The organism is Arthrobacter sp. P1_H7, from assembly GCF_056405215.1.
In genome coordinates this window covers 1-20,386 of sequence record NZ_JBFUCO010000013.1, presented here as the reverse complement: position 1 = coordinate 20,386, position 20,386 = coordinate 1, and the positions used below count along the sequence as shown (strand labels likewise).

The window sequence follows — 20,386 nt, the reverse complement described above, 5'->3', positions numbered from 1 at the left end:
TGAGGCCCCGCATGGGCCGGATCTGACCCCGCGTTGCTCTGGGCAGGCCGTTTTGCACTGCGTGGCACCTTCTGCGTATCCTTGGTTGGCTAGTTAATAGCAATTGGAGACGTGCCAGAGCGGCCGAATGGGCTTCACTGCTAATGAAGTGTGGGGCACAACTCCACCGGGGGTTCAAATCCCCCCGTCTCCGCGTTTGGCCCCGGTCCTCGGACCGGGGCCTTTTGCGTTCCCGGACAGATCAGCGCGGATCGACGTCGTATCGACGTCGTTCGTTCGCCCTGGTCTGCCCCCAGCCGTCGCATCCCGTGCCCCAGCCCGTCCGGTGGCCGGACGCCTCACGCCCGCCGGCGGATCCGGATGGCAGGATAGGCCCATGTCGAGCAACACGGAATTTGACGCCATCATCGTCGGTGGCGGCCACAACGGCCTGGCCGCAGCCGCGTACCTGGCCAAGGCCGGGCGGGACGTCCTGGTCCTGGAAAAGCTGGAACACCCCGGCGGCGCCGCCGTATCCGCGCATGCGTTCGACGGCGTCGACGCCCGCCTCTCGCGCTATTCGTACCTCGTCAGCCTCCTGCCCCGGCAGATCATCGACGACCTCGGCCTGCGCATCACGCTGGCGCGGCGGCGCTATTCCTCCTACACCCCGGACCCTGCGGACGGCAGCCGGGCCCTGCTGGTGGACAACGGGGACGAGGCCGCCACGGCCGCGTCGTTCGCCGCCGTCGGCGCTCCCGACGGCGAGTTCGGCGCCTTCACCGCGTTCTACGCCGCCTGCCGGCAGCTCACGGAGGCTCTCTGGCCCACCATGACCGCGCCGCTGCTGGCGCGGTCCGACGCGCGGGCCCTCGCCGCCCGGGCCGGGGCCGACGCGGCGTGGGAAGCCATGATCGAACATCCCATCGGGCAGGCGATCAGCCGGGAGCTGGGCAGCGATCTGGTCCGCGGTGTGGTCCTGACGGATGCGCTGATCGGGACCTTCGCCCGGGCCGACGATGAGGACCTGCAGCAAAACATCTGCTTCCTCTACCACCTGATCGGCGGCGGGACGGGGGACTGGGACGTGCCGGTCGGCGGCATGGGCGCGGTCTCCGGCGAGCTGGAACGGGCCGCGCGCGACGCCGGTGCAACCATCCTGACCTCCGCGGACGTCACGGCCGTCCGGCCCGGCGGCACAGTGGACTACCGCCACGGCGGGCAGGACCACTCGTCTTCAGCCCAGTGGGTGTTGTCCAATGTGGCGCCGGTGGTCCTCGACCGGCKGCGCMGCCGGCCGGCCACCGTTACTTCAGCGGGCGCCGTCACTTCAGCCGGCACCGCTGCCGGCCCCAACCCGAATCATCGCCGCGAGGGCGCGCAGGTCAAGGTCAACCTCCTGCTCAAACGCCTCCCCCGGCTCCTGGACGGATCCGTCAGCCCCGAGGCCGCGTTCGGCGGGACGTTCCACATCAACGAGACGTGGTCCCAGCTCGACGCCGCCTACAGCGCCGCCGCCGCCGGAGCCGTGCCCTCGCCGCTGCCGTGCGAAATCTACTGCCATTCGCTGACCGACCCCAGCATCCTGTCCCCGGAACTGCAGGCCGCCGGCGCCCAGACGTTGACCGTCTTTGGCCTGCACGTCCCGGACCGGCTGGTCACGGCGGAGAACAACGAAGACCGCCGCGCCGAACTGCAGGCGGCTGTCCTGGCCTCCCTGAACTCCGTCCTGGCCGAACCCATTGAGGATCTGCTCCTGACGGATCCGGACGGGCGGCCCTGCATCGAAACCAAGACCACCCTGGACATTGAACGCGCGGTCGGGATGCCCCGGGGCAACATCTTCCACGGCGGCCTCGACTGGCCGTTCGTGGAGGACGGCGAACCGCTGGACACCCCGGCGCGCCGCTGGGGCGTGGCGACGGACGATCCGCAGATCCTGCTCTGCGGCTCCGGCGCCCGACGCGGCGGCGCCGTCAGTGCCATCGGCGGACACAACGCCGCCATGGCCGTGCTGGAATCGGAACCGCCCCTCCGCAATGGGTGAACCTGCGCAATGGGTGAACCGGACCGTGGAGAAACGCGCATGAACGCCGCCCCGCGCGGAGCGGACCCGGCCGGGGTCGGCTGGAGCCCGCGGCTGGCCCTGCTGGTGGCCGCGACGTTCTTCATGGAGTTCCTCGACGGGACCGTCCTGACGACGGCCATCCCCAGTATCGCCGCCGATTTCGGGGTGCCGGCGGCCGACGTGAACATCACCATGACCGCCTACCTGATGACGGTGGCGATGGGCATCCCGCTCAGCGGCTGGCTCGCGGAGCGGCTCGGTGCCCGCAGGGTGTTCTGTCTCGCCATCGCCATCTTCACGGCGGCGTCGCTGCTCTGTGCGCTCAGCCAGGACCTGACCATGCTGACGCTGAGCCGTGTCCTGCAGGGTGCCGGCGGCGCCATGATGGTCCCGGTGGGCACGCTGGTGGTGCTCCGCGGCACCCCGAAGAAGGACCTGCTGCGGGCGACGGCCTTCCTGGTGTGGCCCGGGCTGCTGGCCCCGGTCCTCGCCCCGCTGGTGGGCGGAGCGCTGACGACCTACCTGTCCTGGCACTGGATCTTCCTGGTCAACCTCCCCCTGGGCCTGGCGGCCTTCCTGGCCGCGCTGCGCCTGGTCCCCGCAGTGGGCGGGGACAGCACGCGGCGCCTGGACTGGTTGGGACTGGTCCTGACCACACTCGGGGTGGGCTCCCTGCTGGTCGGCCTGGAATTGATCGGCGGCCGGGACGCCGGACTGCTGGCAGCCGCCGGGATCGTGGCGGGCCTGCTGTTCCTGGCCGCCGCCGCGGCCTGGATGCGGCGGACCAGCACGCCGTTGTTCAATCTGTCCGTCTTCGGCGCGCGGACCTTCCGTGCGACGGCGACGGGAGGCTTTGTGTACCGCCTGACCATCAGCGCGGTGCCGTTCCTGTTGCCGCTGATGTTCCAGGTCGGTTTCGGCTGGGACCCGCTGCAGGCCGGGGCGATGGTGTCGGCCGTGTTCGTGGGGAACATCGGGATCAAGCCCGCCACGACGCCCCTGATCCGGCGTTTCGGGTTCAAGCCCGTCCTGGTGTTCGCGTCACTGGCCTCCGCAGCCACTTTTGCGCTGTGCGCGCTGCTCGACGCCGGTACGCCGGAACCGCTGATTGTCGCGGTGCTGGTGGCCAGCGGGGCGTTCCGTTCGATCGGGTTCTCGGCGTACGCGTCCGTGCAGTACGCCGACGTCCTCCCGGTCCAGCTGCCGTCCGCCAACGCCGTCTCCGCGACGCTCGTGCAGCTCGCCACCGCGGCCGGGATCGCGGTCGGGGCGCTCCTGCTGCGGGTTTTCGAGGCAGGCAGTGACGCAGCATCCACCGGGGTCGCCGGCGATCCGGCGGCGCCGTACCGGGCGGCGTTCCTGGCCATCGCCGTCCTGATGCTCCTGAGCACCCTGGACAGCCTTGCCCTCCCCCGTAACGCCGGCGCGGAGGTCAGCCGGCCTGGCCCAGCACCAGGGGCAGAACGGCGCCGGCGCCCGCGAGCCTGAGGGCCCGCCCGGAGACGGTCAGGGTCCAGCGGCTGTCCACGAGGTCGTCCACGAGCATGACGCTCTGACCACGGATTCCAGCCAGGGCCTCCTCCAGCTCCGGCCCCACCACCAGGCGCTCCCAGACGCCGGCGAGCCGATACGCACTGTTCCCGCCGCGGCCGCCGGTGGGTCCGCCGTGGCTGAGCTGCAGCTGGCCCAGATACGGGATACGGCCGATCTCGGAGATCCCGCGGGCCAGGGAATCGACCAGCAACGGCTTCCCGCGCGAGGGCAGGCTGATGATCGCGGCAGGCCGGCCGGCCCCGCTCCAGCCCGCGGTCCGGGCATCTCCGGTGCCCCACTCCCGGAGCACCTGGACGCATGCCTGCAGCATGCCGGGGTCCACGGCCCGGTCGGGCGCACCGGCGGCGAAGGCCTCCCGCAGGGCCCCGCCCCAGCCAAGGTCCGTCAGGCGCGCCAGCACCCGGCCGTCGGCGAGGGCCTCATCCGGCTTGATCTTGCCCTTGACCGGCACGCCCAGGCGGTCCATGCCGCTGGGCCACTGCAGCCGCGGTTCCAGGACGACGCCGGCCCGGCGCAGGGTCTGCCCGGCGGTCTCCGTGGCGTCCTCGGCGATATCGGCCCGGAACCAGCGGCCCGCGCAGTTGTCGCAGCGGCCGCAGGCACGGGCTGTTTCATCGTCCAGTACCGAGGTGATGTATTCCATCCGGCACCCTGCCGTGTCCTGGTAGATGACCATCGAGTCCTGTTCATCCACCCGGGCCTCGGCGATCCGGCCGTACCGCTCGGCGTCGTAGTTCCACGGCTGTCCCGTGGAGCGCCAGCCGCCGCCGACGCGTTCGACGGCGCCGTCCACCGCCAGGACCTTCAGCAGCAGCTCCAGCGGGGTGCGGCGCAGGTCCACCCGGGCCTCGAGCGCCACCGTGGACACCGCCGTGCCAGCCTCGGCGAGGGCGGTCAGGACCGCGGCGGCCTTCTCCTCGGACGGCATGGATGCGGTGGCGAAATACTGCCAGATGTCGCGGTCCTCGGAACCCGGCAGCAGCAGGACGTCGGCGTTCGCCGCCCCACGCCCGGCGCGACCCACCTGCTGGTAGTACGCCACCGGGGACGACGGCGCGCCAAGGTGCACTACGAAGCCGAGGTCCGGCTTGTCGAAGCCCATGCCGAGGGCCGAGGTGGCCACGAGCGCCTTGACCTGGTTGTCCTTCAGGAGCTGCTCGGCGCGTTCCCGGTCTGCGGGGTCCGTGCGGCCGGTGTAGGCGAGCACCTCGTGTCCCGCCTCGGCCAGCAGGCGTGCGGTGTCCTCGGCGGCCGAGACCGTGAGCGTGTAGATGATGCCACTGCCCTGCAGATCCTGCAGATGGGTCAGCAGCCAGCCCAGCCGTTCGCGGGAATCGGGCAGGGTCAGGACACCGAGCCGGAGCGAGTCCCGGCCCAGGGCGCCACGGATGGTGAGCACGTCCTTGCCGAGCTGTTCCTCGATGTCATGCACCACCCGGGAATTGGCCGTGGCGGTGGTGGCGAGCACCGGGACGGTGTCCGGGAGCTGCGTGATGAGGTCAGCGATGCGCCGGTAGTCGGGCCGGAAGTCATGGCCCCAGTCCGAGATGCAGTGGGCCTCGTCAATCACCAGCAGCCCGGTCCGGCGCACGAGCTCGGGGAGCTGGTTTTCCCGGAAGGACGGGTTGGTGAGGCGTTCCGGCGAGACCAGCAGGACGTCCACTTCGTCGGCGGCGAGCTGCTCGCGGACGGTGTCCCAGTCCAGCTGGTTCGCGGAGTTGATCGCCACCGCCCGCACCCCGGCCCGCGCCGCGGCGGCGACCTGGTCCCGCATGAGGGCCAGGAGCGGGGACACGATCAGGGTGGGCCCGGCGCCGCGGCGGCGCAGCAGCAGGGAGGCGACGAAGTACACGGCCGATTTCCCCCAGCCGGTGCGCTGCACCACCAGGGCCCGCCTGCCGCCGTCGACCAGGGCCTCAATGGCCTCGAACTGGCCGTCATGGAACTCGGCTTCAGGATGGCCCACGAGTTCCCGCAGTACATTCTGGGCCTGTTCCCGGGTCGAGGATGTGGTGCCGGCTGGGGCGGCGCTGGAAAGGGCGTTCTGGTTACTGGCCATTGCTTCAGTATCCCAGCCCCCTCCGACAGCCATGAAGCCTGTTCCCGCTATGTGCACAATTCCGGGGTGCGGACAGGCCGGCGCGTCAGGGCCGCAACGTAAGATAAGACGCGTGACTACGGACAAGACAAAGACTTTTGACCTCTCGACCTCGTTCAAGGCCTACGATGTGCGCGGAATCGTKGGGCAATCCATCACCGCGGAGATCGTCGAAGCCGTCGGTGCCGCCTTCGTCGACGTCCTGGAACTCACCGGCCAGACCGTGCTGGTGGGCGGGGACATGCGCCCCTCCTCCCCCGAGTTCGCCAAAGCCTTCGCCAACGGCGCAGCCACCCGCGGCGCCAACGTCCAGCTGCTGGACCTGATCTCCACCGACGAGCTCTACTACGCGTGCGGGGCCCTCAACGCCGCCGGCGCCACGTTCACTGCGAGCCACAACCCGGCCGAATACAACGGCATCAAGATGGCCAAGGCCGGCGCCGTGCCGATCTCCTCCGAAACCGGGCTCATGGAAATCCAGGCCCGCGCCGAGGAGTACCTCAACGCCGGCGCCATCCCCGCGGCCGGCCGCACTGGCCTGATTGGCGTGCAGGACGTCCTCAAGGGCTACGCGGAGTACCTGCGCAGCCTGGTGGACCTGCGCGGTTCCCGGCCGCTGAAGGTTGTGGTGGATGCCGGCAACGGCATGGCCGGCCTCACCACCCCGGCCGTGCTTGGCGATGCCCTGCTGCCCAAGCTTCCCCTGGAGATCGTGCCGCTGTACTTCGAGCTCGACGGATCCTTCCCGAACCACCCGGCCAACCCGCTGGAGCCGGAAAACCTGCGCGACCTGCAGGCCGCCGTCGTCGAACACGGCGCGGACATCGGCCTGGCCTTCGACGGCGACGCCGACCGCTGCTTCGTGATCGACGAAAAGGGCGAGCCTGTCTCGCCGTCGGCCATCACCGGCATGGTGGCCCGCCGCGAAATCGCCCGAGCCCAGGGCCTCGGTGAAGACACGCCCACCGTCATCCACAACCTGCTGACCTCCCGCGCGGTTCCCGAACTCGTCGAACGCCATGGCGGCCGGCCCGTCCGCACCCGCGTCGGGCACTCCTTCATCAAGGCCGTCATGGCCGCGGAAGGGGCCATCTTCGGCGGGGAACACTCGGCCCACTTCTACTTCCGCGACTTCTGGAATGCGGACACCGGCATGCTGGCAGCCATGCACGTCCTGGCTGCCCTGGGCGAACAGGAGGGTCCGCTCTCCGAACTCGGCCGCGAATACGAGCCGTACCGGTCATCCGGCGAGATCAACTCGGAAATCGAGGACAAGGCCGGCGCCGTCGAGCGGGTCCGCAAAGACTTCCACGACGAGGACGTTGAGGTCGACTACCTCGACGGCAGCACCTTCATCGCCACCGACGGCAGCTACTGGTTCAACCTGCGCCCGTCCAACACCGAACCATTCCTGCGCCTCAACGTCGAAGCCACGGACACCGCCACCATGGAACGCGTCCGCGACCGCGTCCTGGCGCTGGTCCGGGGCTAGCCGTGGCAGCCCACCCGGAAGAATCCGCCAACACCGGATCCTGGCGCGAGTCCGTGCCGGACGCCAGCGCCACGGACCTGGAAAACCTGCTCGGCACCGGCGTCGGCGCCGCGCAGGAGCAGCTGGAACGCAACGGCGGCTTCCTGCCCTTCGCCCTGGTGGTGCAGAACGACGGCGAAGTCCGGCTGGTGGCCGTGACGCCCGCGGACGCGAGCGACGGATCGGACGCCGACTTCGACGCGGACGCCATGATCCGGGACCTGCATGAGCTGCTCCGGCAGCACCGGGAGGAGTTCCGGGCCGCCGCCGTCGTCTGCGACATCACGCTGCTCGAGGAAGACTCGGACGCCATCCACGTCGCGGCAGAGCACCAGGACGGCTCCCTGTTCGCCGCCGTGCTGCCCTACGCCGCGAACGCCGGGACGCACGAACTCGAGTTCGGCCAGCTGGCCGCCGATACCAACGAGCCCGCCGTCTGGGTGGACTAGACCGCCCTAAGGCTGGGGATATGAAGATCAATGCGTTCGCCGATGTCAGCCTGCGCGCCTTGCTGGTGCTGGCGGCCGCTCCGGACGGCGGGCTCCTGACCACCCAGAGCATCGCCGACGCCGTCGGCACGCCGTACAACCACGTCAGCAAGGCGATGGCGAAACTGCGCGCACTGGGCCTGATCGACGTCGAACGCGGCCGCAACGGCGGGTCCCGGCTGAGCAGCGCCGGCCGGACCGCAACGGTCGGCCAGCTGCTGCGGCAACTCGACACCCGCCTGGACCCGGCCGACTGCATCGCTACGGGCGGTACGTGCCCGCTCATCACCGAATGCCGGCTCCGGGCCGCGCTGGCCCGGGCCCGCGAAGCCTTTTACGGCGAACTCGACGGGATCGTGATCGCGTCGCTGCCGACCTCCCGGCAGATGGCGCCCGTCTTTGCGGCGATCGGGCTGCGCCCGGGACTCTGAGCGGCCCGGCAGTTCGGCCCTCGTCCTGCGGGAATCCGGCCAATCTGGGGAAAACCTTTGGTTTGGCGTCCAAACGCGCGTCCTGGCGAGCCTGCCCATTGACTTCAAGCAGGCATGATGGGGATCTGCGCCTCCGGCCCAGGCACGGCGCCAGCGCTCTCCCCCAACCGAGGTCCGGTCCTTTGCCGCCGGCGCCGGCGGGGCTGATCTCCAGAAGTTGTCGGCGACACGTGCCACTGACACCGCCCAATCACACCGGCCGCCACGCCCGGGATCCCGCCGATTTGGCATAGATTTCTACGCAGTGTAGAACTGAGGCATTGATATTTGTATTTCAAATGCAAGTATCGCATCGGATCCGGCTGAAGACGCCGGGCCACTACCTCAGGAGTCAACATGCTCTCGGACAAGTCCTTCCCCGTCATCGAGGCCACCCTGCCGCTGGTCGGTTCCCGGATCGGGGAGATCACCCCCAAGTTCTATGCCCGCCTCTTCGCCGCCCACCCCGAACTGCTGGACGGCCTGTTCAGCCGCTCCAACCAGCGCTCAGGCAATCAGCAGCAGGCCCTGGCCGGAAGCATCGCCGCCTTCGCCAGCCACCTGGTGAACAACCCGGACACCCTGCCGGAGACCGTGCTGTCCCGGATCGCGCACCGCCACGCTTCCCTCGGCATCACCGAACCGCAGTACCAGGTGGTCTACGAGCACCTCTTCGCCGCCATCGCCGAGGACCTGGCCGACGTCATCACCCCGGAAATCGCCGAGGCCTGGACCGAGGTCTACTGGCTCATGGCGGACGCCCTCATCAAGCTCGAGAAGGGCCTCTACGCGGCCCAGGCGAACTCCAAGATGTGGACCCCCTGGAAGGTTGCCGCCAAGACCCCGGCCGGCACCGGCTCCATGACCTTCACCCTGGAACCGGCAGACGACACCCCCATCACCGCGGCGCTGCCGGGCCAGTACGTCAGCGTCAAGGTCACCCTTCCGGACGGGCTCCGCCAGGTCCGCCAGTACTCCCTCTCCGGCGACGCCGGCACCAGCCGCAGCTTCACCACCAAGCTCGACGACGGCGGCGAGGTCTCCCCCGTGCTGCACAACAGCGTGGCCGTGGGCGACGTCATCGAAATCTCCAACCCCTACGGCGAAATCACGCTCAAGGAGGGCGACGGCCCCGTGGTCCTGGCCTCGGCCGGCATCGGCTGCACGCCCACGGCCTCCATCTTGCGCTCCCTGGCCGAGTCCGGCTCGGACCGCCTGGTCCTGGTCCTGCACGCCGAAAGCACCCTGGACAGCTGGGCGCTGCGCTCCCAGATGACCGACGACGTCGAACGCCTGGACGGCGCCGATCTGCAGCTCTGGCTCGAGCAGCCCGAAGCCGGTTCCAACGCGGGCTTCATGTCCCTTCGCGAGGTGGACCTCCCGGCCAACGCCTCGCTGTACCTGTGTGGCCCGCTGCCGTTCATGAAGAACATCCGCAACGAGGCCATCAGCGCCGGCATCCCGGCCACGAAGATCCACTACGAGGTCTTCGGCCCGGACATCTGGCTCGCCAGCTAAAACACTCAATCGGTTGGAGTTCGACGGCGGCCCCGCACCTCTTCGTGAAGGTGGGGGGCCGCCGTCGTCAAGCGGTGCCCGCGCAGCCCTCGCAGGGCGCGTCACCCCGCGGCGGGCGCCCCGGTGATCGCGTGGCCGAAGCGCAGCAGGTTCCCGGGGTCGTACGTGGACTTAGCGGACCGCATCCGCTCATAGACCGCAGGGGACCAGGCCCGGGCCCGGTCGGCCTCGTCGCCCGGCGCGCCATGGAAATTGACGAGGGTATAGCCGGTGGAGTGGGGAGCCATCGCGGCCAGGATCCCGCCGATGGAGGCCGATACGGCCTCGGCTACGGGCGGGATCTTGAACCCGACGAGGAAGAGCAGGAAAGCCGCGTCCCGCCCCGACACCGCATCCGGCAACGTATCCGGCATAGCCCCCGGCCGGGACAGTGCAGTCCGGGCCAGCGCGCCGCCGAGCGGCCGGACCTCCACCAGCAGCAGCGGGCAGTCCGAGCCGTCCCCGGTGAGCTCGAGCAGGTCAGCCACAGTCTCTTCGCCGAAGTCCTTCAGGAGCGCACCGCCGTCCATGAAGGGCAGCGGGTCCGCCGGGTCCATGTGGATCTGGTCGACGTCGAGGTAGCTCATGGGCCCGGCCGTGTCCATCAGCGGGGTCGAGACCGCCCGCATCGGGGCAAGCAGCGCGTCGCCGGCCTCGCGGTTCCCCAGGAAGGCAAAGCGCAGGTGCACGACGAACTGGTTGCGCAGCGGCTCGGGAACGAAGTCCATGTCCGGAAGCCGCAGCAGGGAGACCGAGGGTGAGGCATCTTCAGGCAGCGTGGGCAGCCAGTGACGGAAGGCAGCCAGGACGGTGGCCGCATCCGCTCCGGGATAAATGATGCCGCCGCCGTAGAAGTCACTGAACGGAAAGAGGCTGAACTCAAGGGCGGTCACGATCCCGAGGTTGCCCTTGCCGCCGCGCATCAGTGCAAACAGCTCGGCCTCGGCGTCGGCGTCGATCCGCCGCAGCGCGCCGTCGGCGGTGACAATTTCCATGCTGCGGACGTGGTCCGCCGCGAAGCCGTGGGCGCGGCCGAGCACGGGCAGCCCGCCGCCGAGCGTGTAGCCGACGACGCCGACGTCCGTGCTGGAGCCATGCAAGCCGAGGAGCCCGTGCGGCACGCTGGCCTCCAGGACGGTGCGCCACTTCACCCCCGCGCCGACGCGTGCGGTGCGTTCGCCCGGATCGATCTGCAGGTCCTGCAGCCGGCGGGTGTTGATGAGCAGGCCGCCATCGATCGCCGATTCGGCGCCGTGCCCGGTGGACTGGACGGACACGGGAAGCCGGCGCTCCGCCGCCCATTTCACCGCGGCCGCGACGTCCCGGGCATCTGCGGCACCCAGAACGACGTCGGGCCGGTGCACCGTCGCGACGTTGAAGGCGAACGTCTCCTCCGCGAATGCGGGGCTGTCCGGCAACGCGACCGGACCGCTGACAGCCCTGGACAAAGCATCGATGTCGTCATTGACAAGCATGAGGAACTCCTGAAATCTCGCTGACCGCGAGCAGGTCGGGGGCGCGGCCGCACCCGCCCGGATTGCCCCCAGCGCACGCTCCAACCGGCGGCCGGCCCGGCTGATGGAATGCGGACAAGCCTAGGGATCTGGCCGGACGCGGCCTAGGGACCTAAGTCCCGGCGTCACGGGCGGCAACGAAAACGGCGGCCCCGCATCTTCCGGGAGTCCTGGGTTCTAACGGTCGCTGGTTAAACCGCAACGCGGGGTCACTTACGGTCCATCCACAGTGGTGGGATGGGCCGTAAGTGACCCCGCGTTGCTTTGTGTTGAGCCGGCTGCTACTGCTCGGCAGCCATGCGCTCCTTGAGTCCTGCGAGTTCGGCGCGCAGTGCCTCGGGCAGCGAGCTGCCGAAGTTGGCGAACCACTCCTCGATCGAGGCCAGCTCGGTGGTCCACTCCGCGGGGTCGACACGGACGGCCTCTTCAACCTGGGCCGGGGTCATGTCCAGGCCCTTGAGGTCGATCGCGTCAGCGGTGGGGACGAACCCGATGGGGGTTTCCACGGCGTCGGCCTTGCCCTCGAGGCGTTCGATGGCCCACTTCAGGACCCGGGCGTTGTCACCGAATCCGGGCCAGGCGAATCCGCCCTCGGAATTGCGGCGGAACCAGTTGACCAGGAAGATCTTGGGCAACCGCTCCGGGTTAGCCTTCGCGGACAGGTTCACCCAGTGGTTCAGGTAATCGCCTGCGTCGTAGCCGATGAAGGGCAGCATGGCCATCGGATCCCGGCGGACAATGCCGACGGCACCGGCCGCCGCGGCAGTGGTCTCCGAGGACAGGGTGGAGCCCATGAAGATGCCGTTGGACCAGCTGCGCGCCTCGGTGACCAGCGGGATGGTGGTCTTGCGGCGGCCTCCGAACAGGATCGCGGAAAGCTCCACGCCGTCCGGGTTGTAGTACTCCTCGGCCAGCATGTCGATCTGGTCGATCGGCGTGCAGAAGCGGGAGTTCGGGTGGGCGGCGGGCGTGTCCGAGTCCGGGGTCCAGGAGTTACCCTGCCAGTCGGTCAGGTGCGCGGGCACCTCGTCGGTCATGCCCTCCCACCACACGCCGCCGTCGTCCGTCAGGGCGACGTTGGTGAAGATGCTGTGGCCCTTGGCGATGGCGCGCATCGCGTTGGGGTTGGTGCCCCAGCCGGTGCCCGGAGCCACGCCGAACAGGCCGGCCTCGGGGTTGACGGCGCGGAGCTCGCCTTCCTTGCCGAACCGCATCCAGGTGATGTCGTCGCCGAGGGTTTCGACCTTCCAGCCCTCGATGGTCGGATCCAGAAGGGCGAGGTTGGTCTTGCCGCAGGCCGACGGGAAGGCGGCGGAGATGTAGTAGTTCTTCTGCTCCGGCGAGGTCAGTTTGAGGATGAGCATGTGCTCGGCAAGCCAGCCTTCGTCGCGTGCCATCACCGAGGCGATGCGCAGGGCGTAGCACTTCTTGCCGAGCAGGGCGTTGCCGCCGTAGCCGGAGCCGAAGGACCAGATGGAGCGCTCCTCCGGGAAGTGGACAATCCACTTGTCCGGGTTGCAGGGCCACGGGACATCGGCCTGGCCGGGGGCCAGCGGGGCGCCCAGGGAGTGCAGTGCGGGGACAAAGAACGCGTTGGTCGCGGTGATCTTGTCCAGGACCTTGGTGCCGATGGTGGCCATGATGCGCATGGAGGCGACCACGTAGGCACTGTCGGTGATCTCGACGCCGAACTTCGGGTCCTCGGCGTCCAGGTGGCCCATCACGAAGGGGATCACGTACATGGTGCGGCCGCGCATGCAACCGGCAAACAGGCCGCGCAGCTTTTCCTTCATCTGCGCCGGGGCCATCCAGTTGTTGGTGAAGCCGGCGTCGTGTTCCTTCTCGGAGCAGATGTAGGTCTGCTCTTCGACGCGGGCCACGTCGGCGGGGTCGGAGAACGCCGCAAAGGACTTGGGGAAGAGTTCCTCGTTCAGCCGGGTCAGGGTGCCGGCGGCCACGAGTTCGTCAGTGAGCCGAGTGTTTTCCGCCTCCGACCCGTCAACCCAGTAGATCCGGTCCGGCTGTGTCAGTTCAGCCACCTCTTCTACCCATGCCAGCAGACCGGCATGTGTGGTGGGTGCTTTTTCAAGCAACGGCAGTCGCGCCAGATCTCCCATTACGGTTCCCTTCCTCGGGTTCAGTGGTGTGTCCTAAATGCTAGGGCTCGGCGGGGGGCCCATTCCGGGCCCGGACATGGGATGACCAGGGCGGAGTAAATCAAAAACCGCGGAAATTCAAGGAAATAGCCAGCCGCCATGCGCCCGTTTTGTGACTAAGGTCACGTAGACCGGTCTAGTCGGCTAAATTACACCCGCTTCGATTTGTAACTGGGCCCGGCCTCGCGTAAAGTAATTCGAGGTTCGGGGAGAGAGAAGTTCTCCAAGAGCCGAGAATGCGCCCATAGCTCAGCTGGATAGAGCGTCTGTCTACGGAACAGAAGGTCAGGGGTTCGAATCCCTTTGGGCGCACAGATAAAGATCCGCCCCGGTTCGCCGGGGCGGATCTTTTGCTTTAACCGCCGGGTGCCTTAGGCGCCAGGGCACCGGGTTAGGCTCCGCCGGCTGCTGCTGGGCCGGAGCGGCCCAGCAGCAGGGATCAGGACGTGGTCCGGACGATGATGTTGCGGATGTCGTCGAAATGCGTGCTGAGCCGCTCGGAGGCGAGGGCCTTGTCCGCCGTTGCGACAGCCTCATAGATCCCCCGGTGAACTGCGGCCGTTGCCTGCAGGTCGACGGCGTACGGTCCGCCGAGTTCGAGGTGGATCCGGCGGTAGACCTTCCAGAAGACGTCCATCAGGCTGATCAGCAGGTCGTTGTTCAACGGCTCGAAAAGCCTGCGGTGGAACTCCGCGTCGGCCTCTATGAAGGGCTCCCCCGCGGCAGCCAGGGCTTCCATCCGGTTCACGGACTCCTCCACGGCGGCCAGCTGTTCGGCGCTGATCCGGTCCATGGCGGCGCCGACCAGGCCCGATTCAAGTGCTTGCCGGACCTCCACGAGCTGCAGGGCTTCCTCGCCCTGATGGCGCAGCGACAGCCGTGCCCGGAAGGTGAGCCCGTCGGTCAGGGCCTCGAAATTGCTCGGCGCCACGAACATGCCGAAGCCGTGGCGGATCTCAATGACACCCAGCGCCTGGAGCGCCTTCAAGGACTCGCGCAAGGTGTTGCGGCCGACGCCGAGTGCCGCCGTAAGCTCGTTCTCGGTCGGCAACGGGTCGCCGGGAACCAGGTCGCGTTCCAGGATCAGCTCCAAGATGTCCGACTGCAGCGCCCGGAGCCGGGTCTGGGCGCTGAACCTCGCCAGCGGTATGGCCGGGCCTGTTGTCATGTTGCGTGCGGCCATGGCCGCCTCCTCCCCCAAGTATGGTCCCAACAGTATCGACCGTCCCCCGTCCTGCAAAGGGTTCGGCCCGGCACATTACGCCGGAACCCCGCACCGCCGGAGCCCGGAGCTCCCCCGGATCCGGCCATGGCCCCGGCGTAGGCTGGTGCCATGACGGCACAGGTTGAGCGGGAATTCGATGTCATTGTGATCGGCGCCGGGGCTGTGGGCGAGAATGTGGCGGACCGTGTGGTCCGCGGCGGCCTGACCGCAGTGCTCATCGAGGCGGAGCTGGTCGGCGGCGAGTGCTCCTACTGGGCCTGCATGCCTTCGAAGGCGCTCCTGCGGCCAGGCACCGCGCTGCATGGCGCGCAAACGGTCCCCGGCGCCCAGGAAGCAGTCACCCGCACCCTGGATCCGGCAGCCGTGCTGAAGCGGCGGGACTACTTCACCTCGAACTGGCAGGACGAGAGCCAGGTCAAGTGGGTTGAGGACACAGGCATCGAACTGATCCGCGGCCACGGCTGGATCACCGCTCCGCGGCAGGTCGAGGTGGCCGGGCTGGACGGCAACAGCTACGCGCTCACGGCCCGGCACGCCGTGGTGGTCGCCACGGGCTCCGCCCCCAACCAGCCGCCGGTCGAGGGGCTTCACGACGTCGAGTACTGGACCACCAGGGAGGCGACCTCGGCCCGCGCCGTCCCCGCGCGGCTTGCGGTCCTCGGCGGCGGCGTTGCCGGCGTCGAACTCGCCCAGGCCTATGCCCGACTGGGCTCGTCCGTGACACTCGTGGCCCGCGGCGGGCTCCTGGGCGTTTTCCCGGAGCAGGCCGCAGACCTGGTCGCTGCCGGCCTGCGCGCCGATGGCGTCGATCTCCGCCTGCACACTGGTACGCGGAGTGTGCATGAGAACGACGACGGCTCCCTCACCGTCGTGCTCGACGGCAGCCCCAAGGACGGCCCGGGCGCCGACCCCGCTGCCGGCGCCTCCCGCGGCGCCACGATCACGGCGGACAAGCTGCTCGTCTCCACGGGCCGGCACCCCGCCCTTGAGGGGCTCGGCCTGGACAGCGTCGGCCTACCGGCACCGGAGGGCGGGACCCTGCGGCTCACCACCGATTCCACCGGACTAGTCCACCACGCCACCGAGAACGATGTGTCCGGCTCCCCGTGGCTCTATGCTGCGGGCGACGCCGCCGGACGGGCGATGCTGACGCACCAGGGCAAGTACGGGGCCCGGGCCACCGGAGACGCCATTGCCGCCCGGGCCAAGGGCGAACTCAGCGGCGAGCCGGCACCGTGGAGCCGCTTTGCCCAGACGGCCTATGACCACGCGGTGCCGAACGTGGTGTTTACCGATCCGGAACTGGCGAACGTCGGCCGGACCATGGCGCAGGCGGAGAAGGACGGCTTCCGGGCCTCCGCCGTGGAACTCCCCATCCAGGTGGCCGGTTCCTCCCTGCACGCCGAACACTACGAGGGGTGGGCGCAGCTGGTCGTCGACGAGGACCGCAAAGTGCTGCTGGGCGCCACGTTCGCCGGCCCGGATGTGGCTGAACTCCTGCACGCAGCCACCATTGCGGTGGTGGGGGAAGTGCCGCTGGACCGGCTGTGGCACGCCGTGCCCTCCTATCCGACCATCAGTGAGGTCTGGCTCCGCCTGCTGGAGGAGTACGGCCTCTGACCGGCCGGGGATGAGCCACCGGCGCCGCGGCACCGGCTGAGGCCGCGGCACCGGCTGAGGCCGCGGGCGCAGGCGGCGGCACGTCTCGTTCATCACACCGCCCGCATTCTATTTGAACTGACTGGTCAGTTTAGTTAGCCTTGAGTGGACATCGTTTCTGCGAAAGGCCCGCTTTGCTCTGCGTACACCAGCTCTCCGTGACCGGCCGGCGGGATGACCTCCTGCCGCCCACCTCGCTGGAGGCCGCACGCGGTGGCCTCCTGCTCGTCGAGGGTGTCCGCCAGGACCAGCGCACCGCCCTGGCCCTGGCCCTGAGCGGGCGCATGAGGCCGTCCGCCGGAACCGTGGGCTGGGACGGAAGTGCCCGGATCAAGGACCTCCGGAGGGCAAGCAGCGTGGTCGACTCCCCTGGCGTCAACGAGCCCGAACAGCACCTGAGCGTCCGCGACCTCGTCACCGAGGACCTGGCCCTGGTGCCGCGCCGCCACCGCGGCGCCGCGCGCAGCACACCCTGGCTCAGGCTCAACGGGTTCGAAGACATCGCCTCGCTGTGGACCGAGCAGCTGCCGGCGGCCCGGCGGATCGAGCTGCTCACGGCGCTTGCCCTCGCCAATCCGGACACCGGCCTCCTCGTGGTCGACTCCCCCGATCGGCACAGCGGCGACACTGCCGACTGGCTGCCGCGGCTGCAGGAACTGGCGCACGACGCCGGGCGGCCGCTCGCCGTCGTCGCCACCGTCACCCGGATCCCGGAGCGCTGGTCCGGGCCCGCCGCCGTGATCGGCAATGCACTCGCGCACGAAAAGCTCGCGCCCGAAACCCTCCGAACAGAACCCCTCTCCCCCGAAACCGAGGACGCAAAGTGACTGTGCTGCGGCTGGCCCGCTCCGAGCTCAAACGAATGACCGGCGGGCTGCTGCCCAAGCTGACCATCCTGGCCCTGGCCCTGGTCCCGCTGCTTTACGGCGCCGTGTACCTCTACGCCAACTGGGATCCGTACGGCAAGCTGAACCAGATCGATGCCGCCCTGGTGGTCCAGGACTCCGGTGCCACGGCCGCCGACGGCACGCGGCTGGAGGCCGGCCGGAAGGTCGCCGAGTCCCTGGTGGATGGCCACGTCTTTAACTGGAAGACGGTCGCCAGCACCGAGGAAGCGGACCAGGGCGTCAGTAACGGCACGTACGCGTTCGCCCTGAAAATCCCGCAGGACTTTTCCGCGAACCTGGTCTCCCCCGGCAGCTTCGACGCCGCCAACCAGGCCATGCTCAACGTCACCACCAACGATGCCAACAACTATCTCCTGAGCACCATCGTGGACAAGCTGACCACCGCGGTGCACACCACGGTCGCCAAGGAGGTGGGTGAGGAGACCGCCAACCAGCTCCTCACCGGATTCGGCACCATCCACACGCAGATGCTCAAGGCCTCCGACGGCGCAGGCCAGCTCGCCGACGGCGTCGCCCGGCTCCACGAGGGCACCGTGACCCTGCACCAGGGCACCGGCGAGCTCAAAACCGGTGCCACCGAGCTCTACAACGGCGAGCTCAAGCTCCGCGACGGCGCCGCTTCGCTCAGCGCCGGGGCCGGCCAGCTCAGCAGCGGCCTCACCCAGCTCAAGGACAAGACCGCGGCCCTGCCCGCCGACGCACAGCGGCTGGCCGACGGCGCCGCGCAGGTGGCGGCCGGCAACGCCGCGCTCAACACCCAGGTGCAGGCCATCCCCGGGCAGCTTGCCGCCGCGCAACAGTCCGCTCAGCAAGCCGCCGCGCAGGCCCAGCGCAGCAGGGTGGTGGCGTCCACCTCCCGGCTGGTCGTCGCCGGCGTCCTCACCCAGGAGCAGGCCGACAAAGTAGTGGCCGACGTCGACGCCACACCCGCGCCGCCCGCGGCTTCCGCGGCTTCCGCTGCGGCGGCTGCCCCCGGCGCCAAGCTGCAGGCCGCCGCGGCGCAGGTCCAGAAGCTGGCCGACGGTTCCGCCGCCGTCAGCGCCGGCGCGTCTCAGCTGGCGGGCGCCGCGCCTGCCCTCAGCGACGCCGTCGGCAAGGCCTCCGCCGGGGCGGACCAGCTCGCCGGCGGTTCTGCGGCCCTCGCCGCCGGCCAGCAGAACGCCGTCGACGGCGCGGGCAGGCTCGTGCAGGGTGCGCAGAAACTCGACGACGGCGCGGCGCAGCTGGAGAGCGGTGCGGCGACCGCCTCCGACGGCGCGGGAACACTCGCCGCGGAACTCGCTAAGGGCGCCGGCAAGGTCCCCAACCCCGACGATGCCCAGAAGAACAGCCTCTCCAAGGTCATGGCCGATCCGGTGGCCGTCAGCAATGTCTCGCAGGCCAAGGCCGGGTCCTACGGCGCCGGGCTGGCACCGTTCTTCCTGACGCTGGCCCTGTGGATCGGCATCTTCATGCTGGTGCAGGCGATGCGCCCGGTCACCCAGCGGGCGCTGGCCTCCAATGCACCGGCCTGGAAAATTGCCGCAGGCGGCTGGCTCCCCTTCCTGGCGGTCTCCACCGTGCAGGCGAGCCTGCTGACCCTGGTGGTGGACGTGGGGCTCGGACTGGACCCCGCCCACCCGGTGCTCATGTGGTTCCTCATGCTGGCGGCCGCGATGGCGTTCAGCGCAATCATCCAGGGCGTGGTGGCGCTTTTGGGCTCGCCCGGCAAGCTCGTGGTGCTCATCCTGCTGGTGCTGCAGCTGGTGTCCTCCGGCGGCACTTTCCCGTGGCAGACCACGCCCGAACCGCTGCACGTGGTGCACCAGATCCTGCCGATGGGCTACGTGGTCAGCGGTATGCGGCACCTGATTTACGGTGCTGACCTGGCACTGATCCTGCCCACCATGCTGGGACTGGTTGGCTACACTTTGCTGGGACTGGCAATGTCGACCGTTGCCGTCCGAAAGAACAAATACTGGACTCTCAAGACGCTGAAACCGGAGATCGCCGTATGACCACCAGCCCCAGCGGCGGCAGCCTGGCAGGTTCCGGGGACGCCGGGAAAAAGCTCCGCCCCGCCCGCACGAACGCCACGAAACAGAAACTGTTCGAGGCGTCCATGGAACTGATCGGCGAGCGCGGCGCGGCGGGCGTGACAGTGGACGAGATCGCCACGGCAGCCGGGGTGTCCAAGGGCACCGTGTATTACAACTTTGGCAGCAAGTCGGACCTGATCGCCCAGCTGCTGCGCCACGGCGTGGACATCCTCCTGGCACGGCTCTTGAGTGTCCGCGACGACTCCGCCGATCCCCTCGCCGCCATGGAGGAGATGATCGGCCAGGCCATGGACTTCATGGCCGAGTACCCGTCCTTCGCCCGGCTTTGGGTCAGCGAAAACTGGCGCACCCCCAGCGAATGGCAGGACACCTTCGCCGAGCTCCGCGAGCGCCTGCTCGCGGTGATCGGCTCTGCCATCGACAGCGTCGCCGCCGTCTATCCCGTGGATTCCGGCGTATCCCGGGGCAGCCTGGAAACGGCAATCTTTGGGGCCTGCTTCGTGGTGGGCCTGGACCGCCAGACGTACAACCCGGAGCGGACCAGGGAGCAAAGTGTGGCCGCAATCATGGCCTCCATGCGCGGCTACGTCGTGAAGCAGCCGCCCGCTCAGGCATGATTGTTCACATGCGTCACATGGGTACCAGCGGGAAAGTCGCCATCGGAGCGTTCCTCACTGCCCTGGCACTTCTGGTCCTGACCGGAATCACCCTGCACGAGTGGGTGCTGGTGTGGTTCGTCGGGGCTGCCGCCACGGCCTATGTGGCCTGCGTGGCGGAGGTGGTGGTCCGGCGCCGGCACAAAACTTTGGCCGCGAGCGGGGTCGGCAGCATCCTCTTCATCGCGTTCGGGGTCGCCTTCCTGCGCCAGTGGGGGCTGGCCTTCAACCCCGATCCCGATGCCCTGTCCACGCGCGTCGATTCCGAGCATCCGGATTTGTACTTCTATCTGGCCGCGGCCGCCGGAGCCGTCACCTTACTGTTGCTGTTCGCCGGTACTGTCCTGCCCGGCAGGAGCCACGGCCGGCGTTCCCCGGGCCGGGCTCCGCGACGCCGCCCGGCGCCCGTCGCGCGGGGCGCGGGGGCCAGGTCCGCGAACCCGCGGCCTTCCGCGCCGCGCCCGACGCCGAGAGGAACCGCCGT

General features: G+C 69.2%; 15 protein-coding genes and 2 tRNA genes. 13 read left to right on the top strand and 4 right to left on the bottom strand.

The features are described from left to right. Positions 1-105 precede the first annotated feature (105 nt). From AC1DXI_RS14360 to AC1DXI_RS14350, 3 genes are all read left to right on the top strand, one after another. A tRNA-Ser gene (locus AC1DXI_RS14360) sits at positions 106-193 on the top strand. Between the two features lie 183 nt (positions 194-376). Continuing rightward, positions 377-2,026, top strand: coding sequence for a phytoene desaturase family protein (locus AC1DXI_RS14355; protein WP_476939202.1), 1,650 nt, complete (start codon positions 377-379; stop codon positions 2,024-2,026). A gap of 39 nt (positions 2,027-2,065) precedes the next feature. Next, complete coding sequence (locus AC1DXI_RS14350) at positions 2,066-3,535, top strand: MFS transporter (RefSeq protein WP_476939201.1); 1,470 nt, start codon at positions 2,066-2,068, stop codon at positions 3,533-3,535. Here AC1DXI_RS14350 and AC1DXI_RS14345 read toward each other — a convergent pair. Next, positions 3,480-5,660 carry a RecQ family ATP-dependent DNA helicase gene (locus AC1DXI_RS14345; RefSeq protein ID WP_476939200.1) on the bottom strand — a complete coding sequence of 727 codons (2,181 nt, stop codon included), beginning with the start codon at positions 5,658-5,660 and terminating at the stop codon, positions 3,480-3,482. The two genes, AC1DXI_RS14350 and AC1DXI_RS14345, sit on opposite strands and share 56 nt — an antisense overlap. Positions 5,661-5,772: 112 nt before the next feature. On the opposite strand from AC1DXI_RS14345, the gene AC1DXI_RS14340 reads away from it, so the two are divergent. The 4 genes from AC1DXI_RS14340 (at position 5,773) to AC1DXI_RS14325 (ending at position 9,706) form a co-directional block, all read left to right on the top strand. Then, on the top strand, positions 5,773-7,191 hold the full coding sequence (locus tag AC1DXI_RS14340) for a phosphomannomutase/phosphoglucomutase (protein ID WP_476939199.1): 1,419 nt from the start codon (positions 5,773-5,775) through the stop codon (positions 7,189-7,191). 2 nt (positions 7,192-7,193) lie between these two features. Beyond that, on the top strand, positions 7,194-7,679 hold the full coding sequence (locus AC1DXI_RS14335; protein ID WP_018774249.1) for a hypothetical protein: 486 nt from the start codon (positions 7,194-7,196) through the stop codon (positions 7,677-7,679). Positions 7,680-7,699: 20 nt separating this feature from the next. Continuing rightward, positions 7,700-8,149 (top strand): RrF2 family transcriptional regulator, encoded by a 450-nt coding sequence (locus AC1DXI_RS14330; protein ID WP_018774250.1) that lies wholly within the window; start codon positions 7,700-7,702, stop codon positions 8,147-8,149. 396 nt (positions 8,150-8,545) lie between these two features. Then, entirely contained in the window at positions 8,546-9,706 is a 1,161-nt protein-coding gene (locus tag AC1DXI_RS14325; protein WP_476939198.1) for a globin domain-containing protein, read from the top strand. Positions 9,707-9,807: 101 nt separating this feature from the next. Here the strand turns inward: AC1DXI_RS14325 and AC1DXI_RS14320 are convergent, their stop codons facing one another. Both AC1DXI_RS14320 and AC1DXI_RS14315 read right to left on the bottom strand, forming a co-directional pair. Next, positions 9,808-11,220, bottom strand: coding sequence for an FAD-binding oxidoreductase (locus tag AC1DXI_RS14320; protein WP_476939197.1), 1,413 nt, complete (start codon positions 11,218-11,220; stop codon positions 9,808-9,810). Positions 11,221-11,540: 320 nt separating this feature from the next. Further along, positions 11,541-13,376 carry a phosphoenolpyruvate carboxykinase (GTP) gene (locus tag AC1DXI_RS14315; protein WP_476939196.1) on the bottom strand — a complete coding sequence of 612 codons (1,836 nt, stop codon included), beginning with the start codon at positions 13,374-13,376 and terminating at the stop codon, positions 11,541-11,543. A gap of 277 nt (positions 13,377-13,653) precedes the next feature. Between AC1DXI_RS14315 and AC1DXI_RS14310 the strand changes: the two genes are divergently transcribed. Further along, positions 13,654-13,727, top strand: a tRNA-Arg gene (locus AC1DXI_RS14310). A 127-nt stretch (positions 13,728-13,854) separates the two neighbouring features. Here AC1DXI_RS14310 and AC1DXI_RS14305 read toward each other — a convergent pair. Continuing rightward, positions 13,855-14,583, bottom strand: coding sequence for a FadR/GntR family transcriptional regulator (locus AC1DXI_RS14305; RefSeq protein WP_476939236.1), 729 nt, complete (start codon positions 14,581-14,583; stop codon positions 13,855-13,857). Between the two features lie 165 nt (positions 14,584-14,748). Between AC1DXI_RS14305 and AC1DXI_RS14300 the strand changes: the two genes are divergently transcribed. The 5 genes from AC1DXI_RS14300 to AC1DXI_RS14280 all read left to right on the top strand — a co-directional run. Then, entirely contained in the window at positions 14,749-16,260 is a 1,512-nt protein-coding gene (locus AC1DXI_RS14300) for a dihydrolipoyl dehydrogenase family protein (protein ID WP_476939195.1), read from the top strand. Positions 16,261-16,433: 173 nt separating this feature from the next. Further along, positions 16,434-17,126 carry an ABC transporter ATP-binding protein gene (locus AC1DXI_RS14295; protein WP_476939194.1) on the top strand — a complete coding sequence of 231 codons (693 nt, stop codon included), beginning with the start codon at positions 16,434-16,436 and terminating at the stop codon, positions 17,124-17,126. After that, positions 17,123-19,204, top strand: coding sequence for a YhgE/Pip family protein (locus tag AC1DXI_RS14290; protein ID WP_476939193.1), 2,082 nt, complete (start codon positions 17,123-17,125; stop codon positions 19,202-19,204). Before AC1DXI_RS14295 ends, AC1DXI_RS14290 begins: the two co-directional genes overlap by 4 nt. After that, positions 19,201-19,863: a TetR/AcrR family transcriptional regulator gene (locus tag AC1DXI_RS14285; protein ID WP_476939192.1), complete on the top strand. Its 663-nt coding sequence runs from the start codon at positions 19,201-19,203 to the stop codon at positions 19,861-19,863. The genes AC1DXI_RS14290 and AC1DXI_RS14285 overlap by 4 nt, the downstream gene beginning before the upstream one ends. An 8-nt stretch (positions 19,864-19,871) precedes the next feature. Then, positions 19,872-20,386 (top strand): hypothetical protein (locus AC1DXI_RS14280; RefSeq protein ID WP_476939191.1); only part of this gene is annotated, 515 nt, incomplete at its 3' end.

Excerpts from the sequence above, each read along its gene's own strand:
- AC1DXI_RS14350 (WP_476939201.1), top strand. The coding sequence starts at position 2,066 with ATGAACGCCGCCCCGCGCGGAGCGGACCCGGCCGGGGTCGGCTGGAGC.
- AC1DXI_RS14345 (WP_476939200.1), bottom strand. The coding sequence starts at position 5,660 with ATGGCCAGTAACCAGAACGCCCTTTCCAGCGCCGCCCCAGCCGGCACC.
- AC1DXI_RS14330 (WP_018774250.1), top strand. The coding sequence starts at position 7,700 with ATGAAGATCAATGCGTTCGCCGATGTCAGCCTGCGCGCCTTGCTGGTG.
- AC1DXI_RS14325 (WP_476939198.1), top strand. The coding sequence starts at position 8,546 with ATGCTCTCGGACAAGTCCTTCCCCGTCATCGAGGCCACCCTGCCGCTG.
- AC1DXI_RS14320 (WP_476939197.1), bottom strand. The coding sequence starts at position 11,220 with ATGCTTGTCAATGACGACATCGATGCTTTGTCCAGGGCTGTCAGCGGT.
- AC1DXI_RS14315 (WP_476939196.1), bottom strand. The coding sequence starts at position 13,376 with ATGGGAGATCTGGCGCGACTGCCGTTGCTTGAAAAAGCACCCACCACA.
- AC1DXI_RS14305 (WP_476939236.1), bottom strand. The coding sequence starts at position 14,583 with ATGACAACAGGCCCGGCCATACCGCTGGCGAGGTTCAGCGCCCAGACC.
- AC1DXI_RS14300 (WP_476939195.1), top strand. The coding sequence starts at position 14,749 with ATGACGGCACAGGTTGAGCGGGAATTCGATGTCATTGTGATCGGCGCC.
- AC1DXI_RS14285 (WP_476939192.1), top strand. The coding sequence starts at position 19,201 with ATGACCACCAGCCCCAGCGGCGGCAGCCTGGCAGGTTCCGGGGACGCC.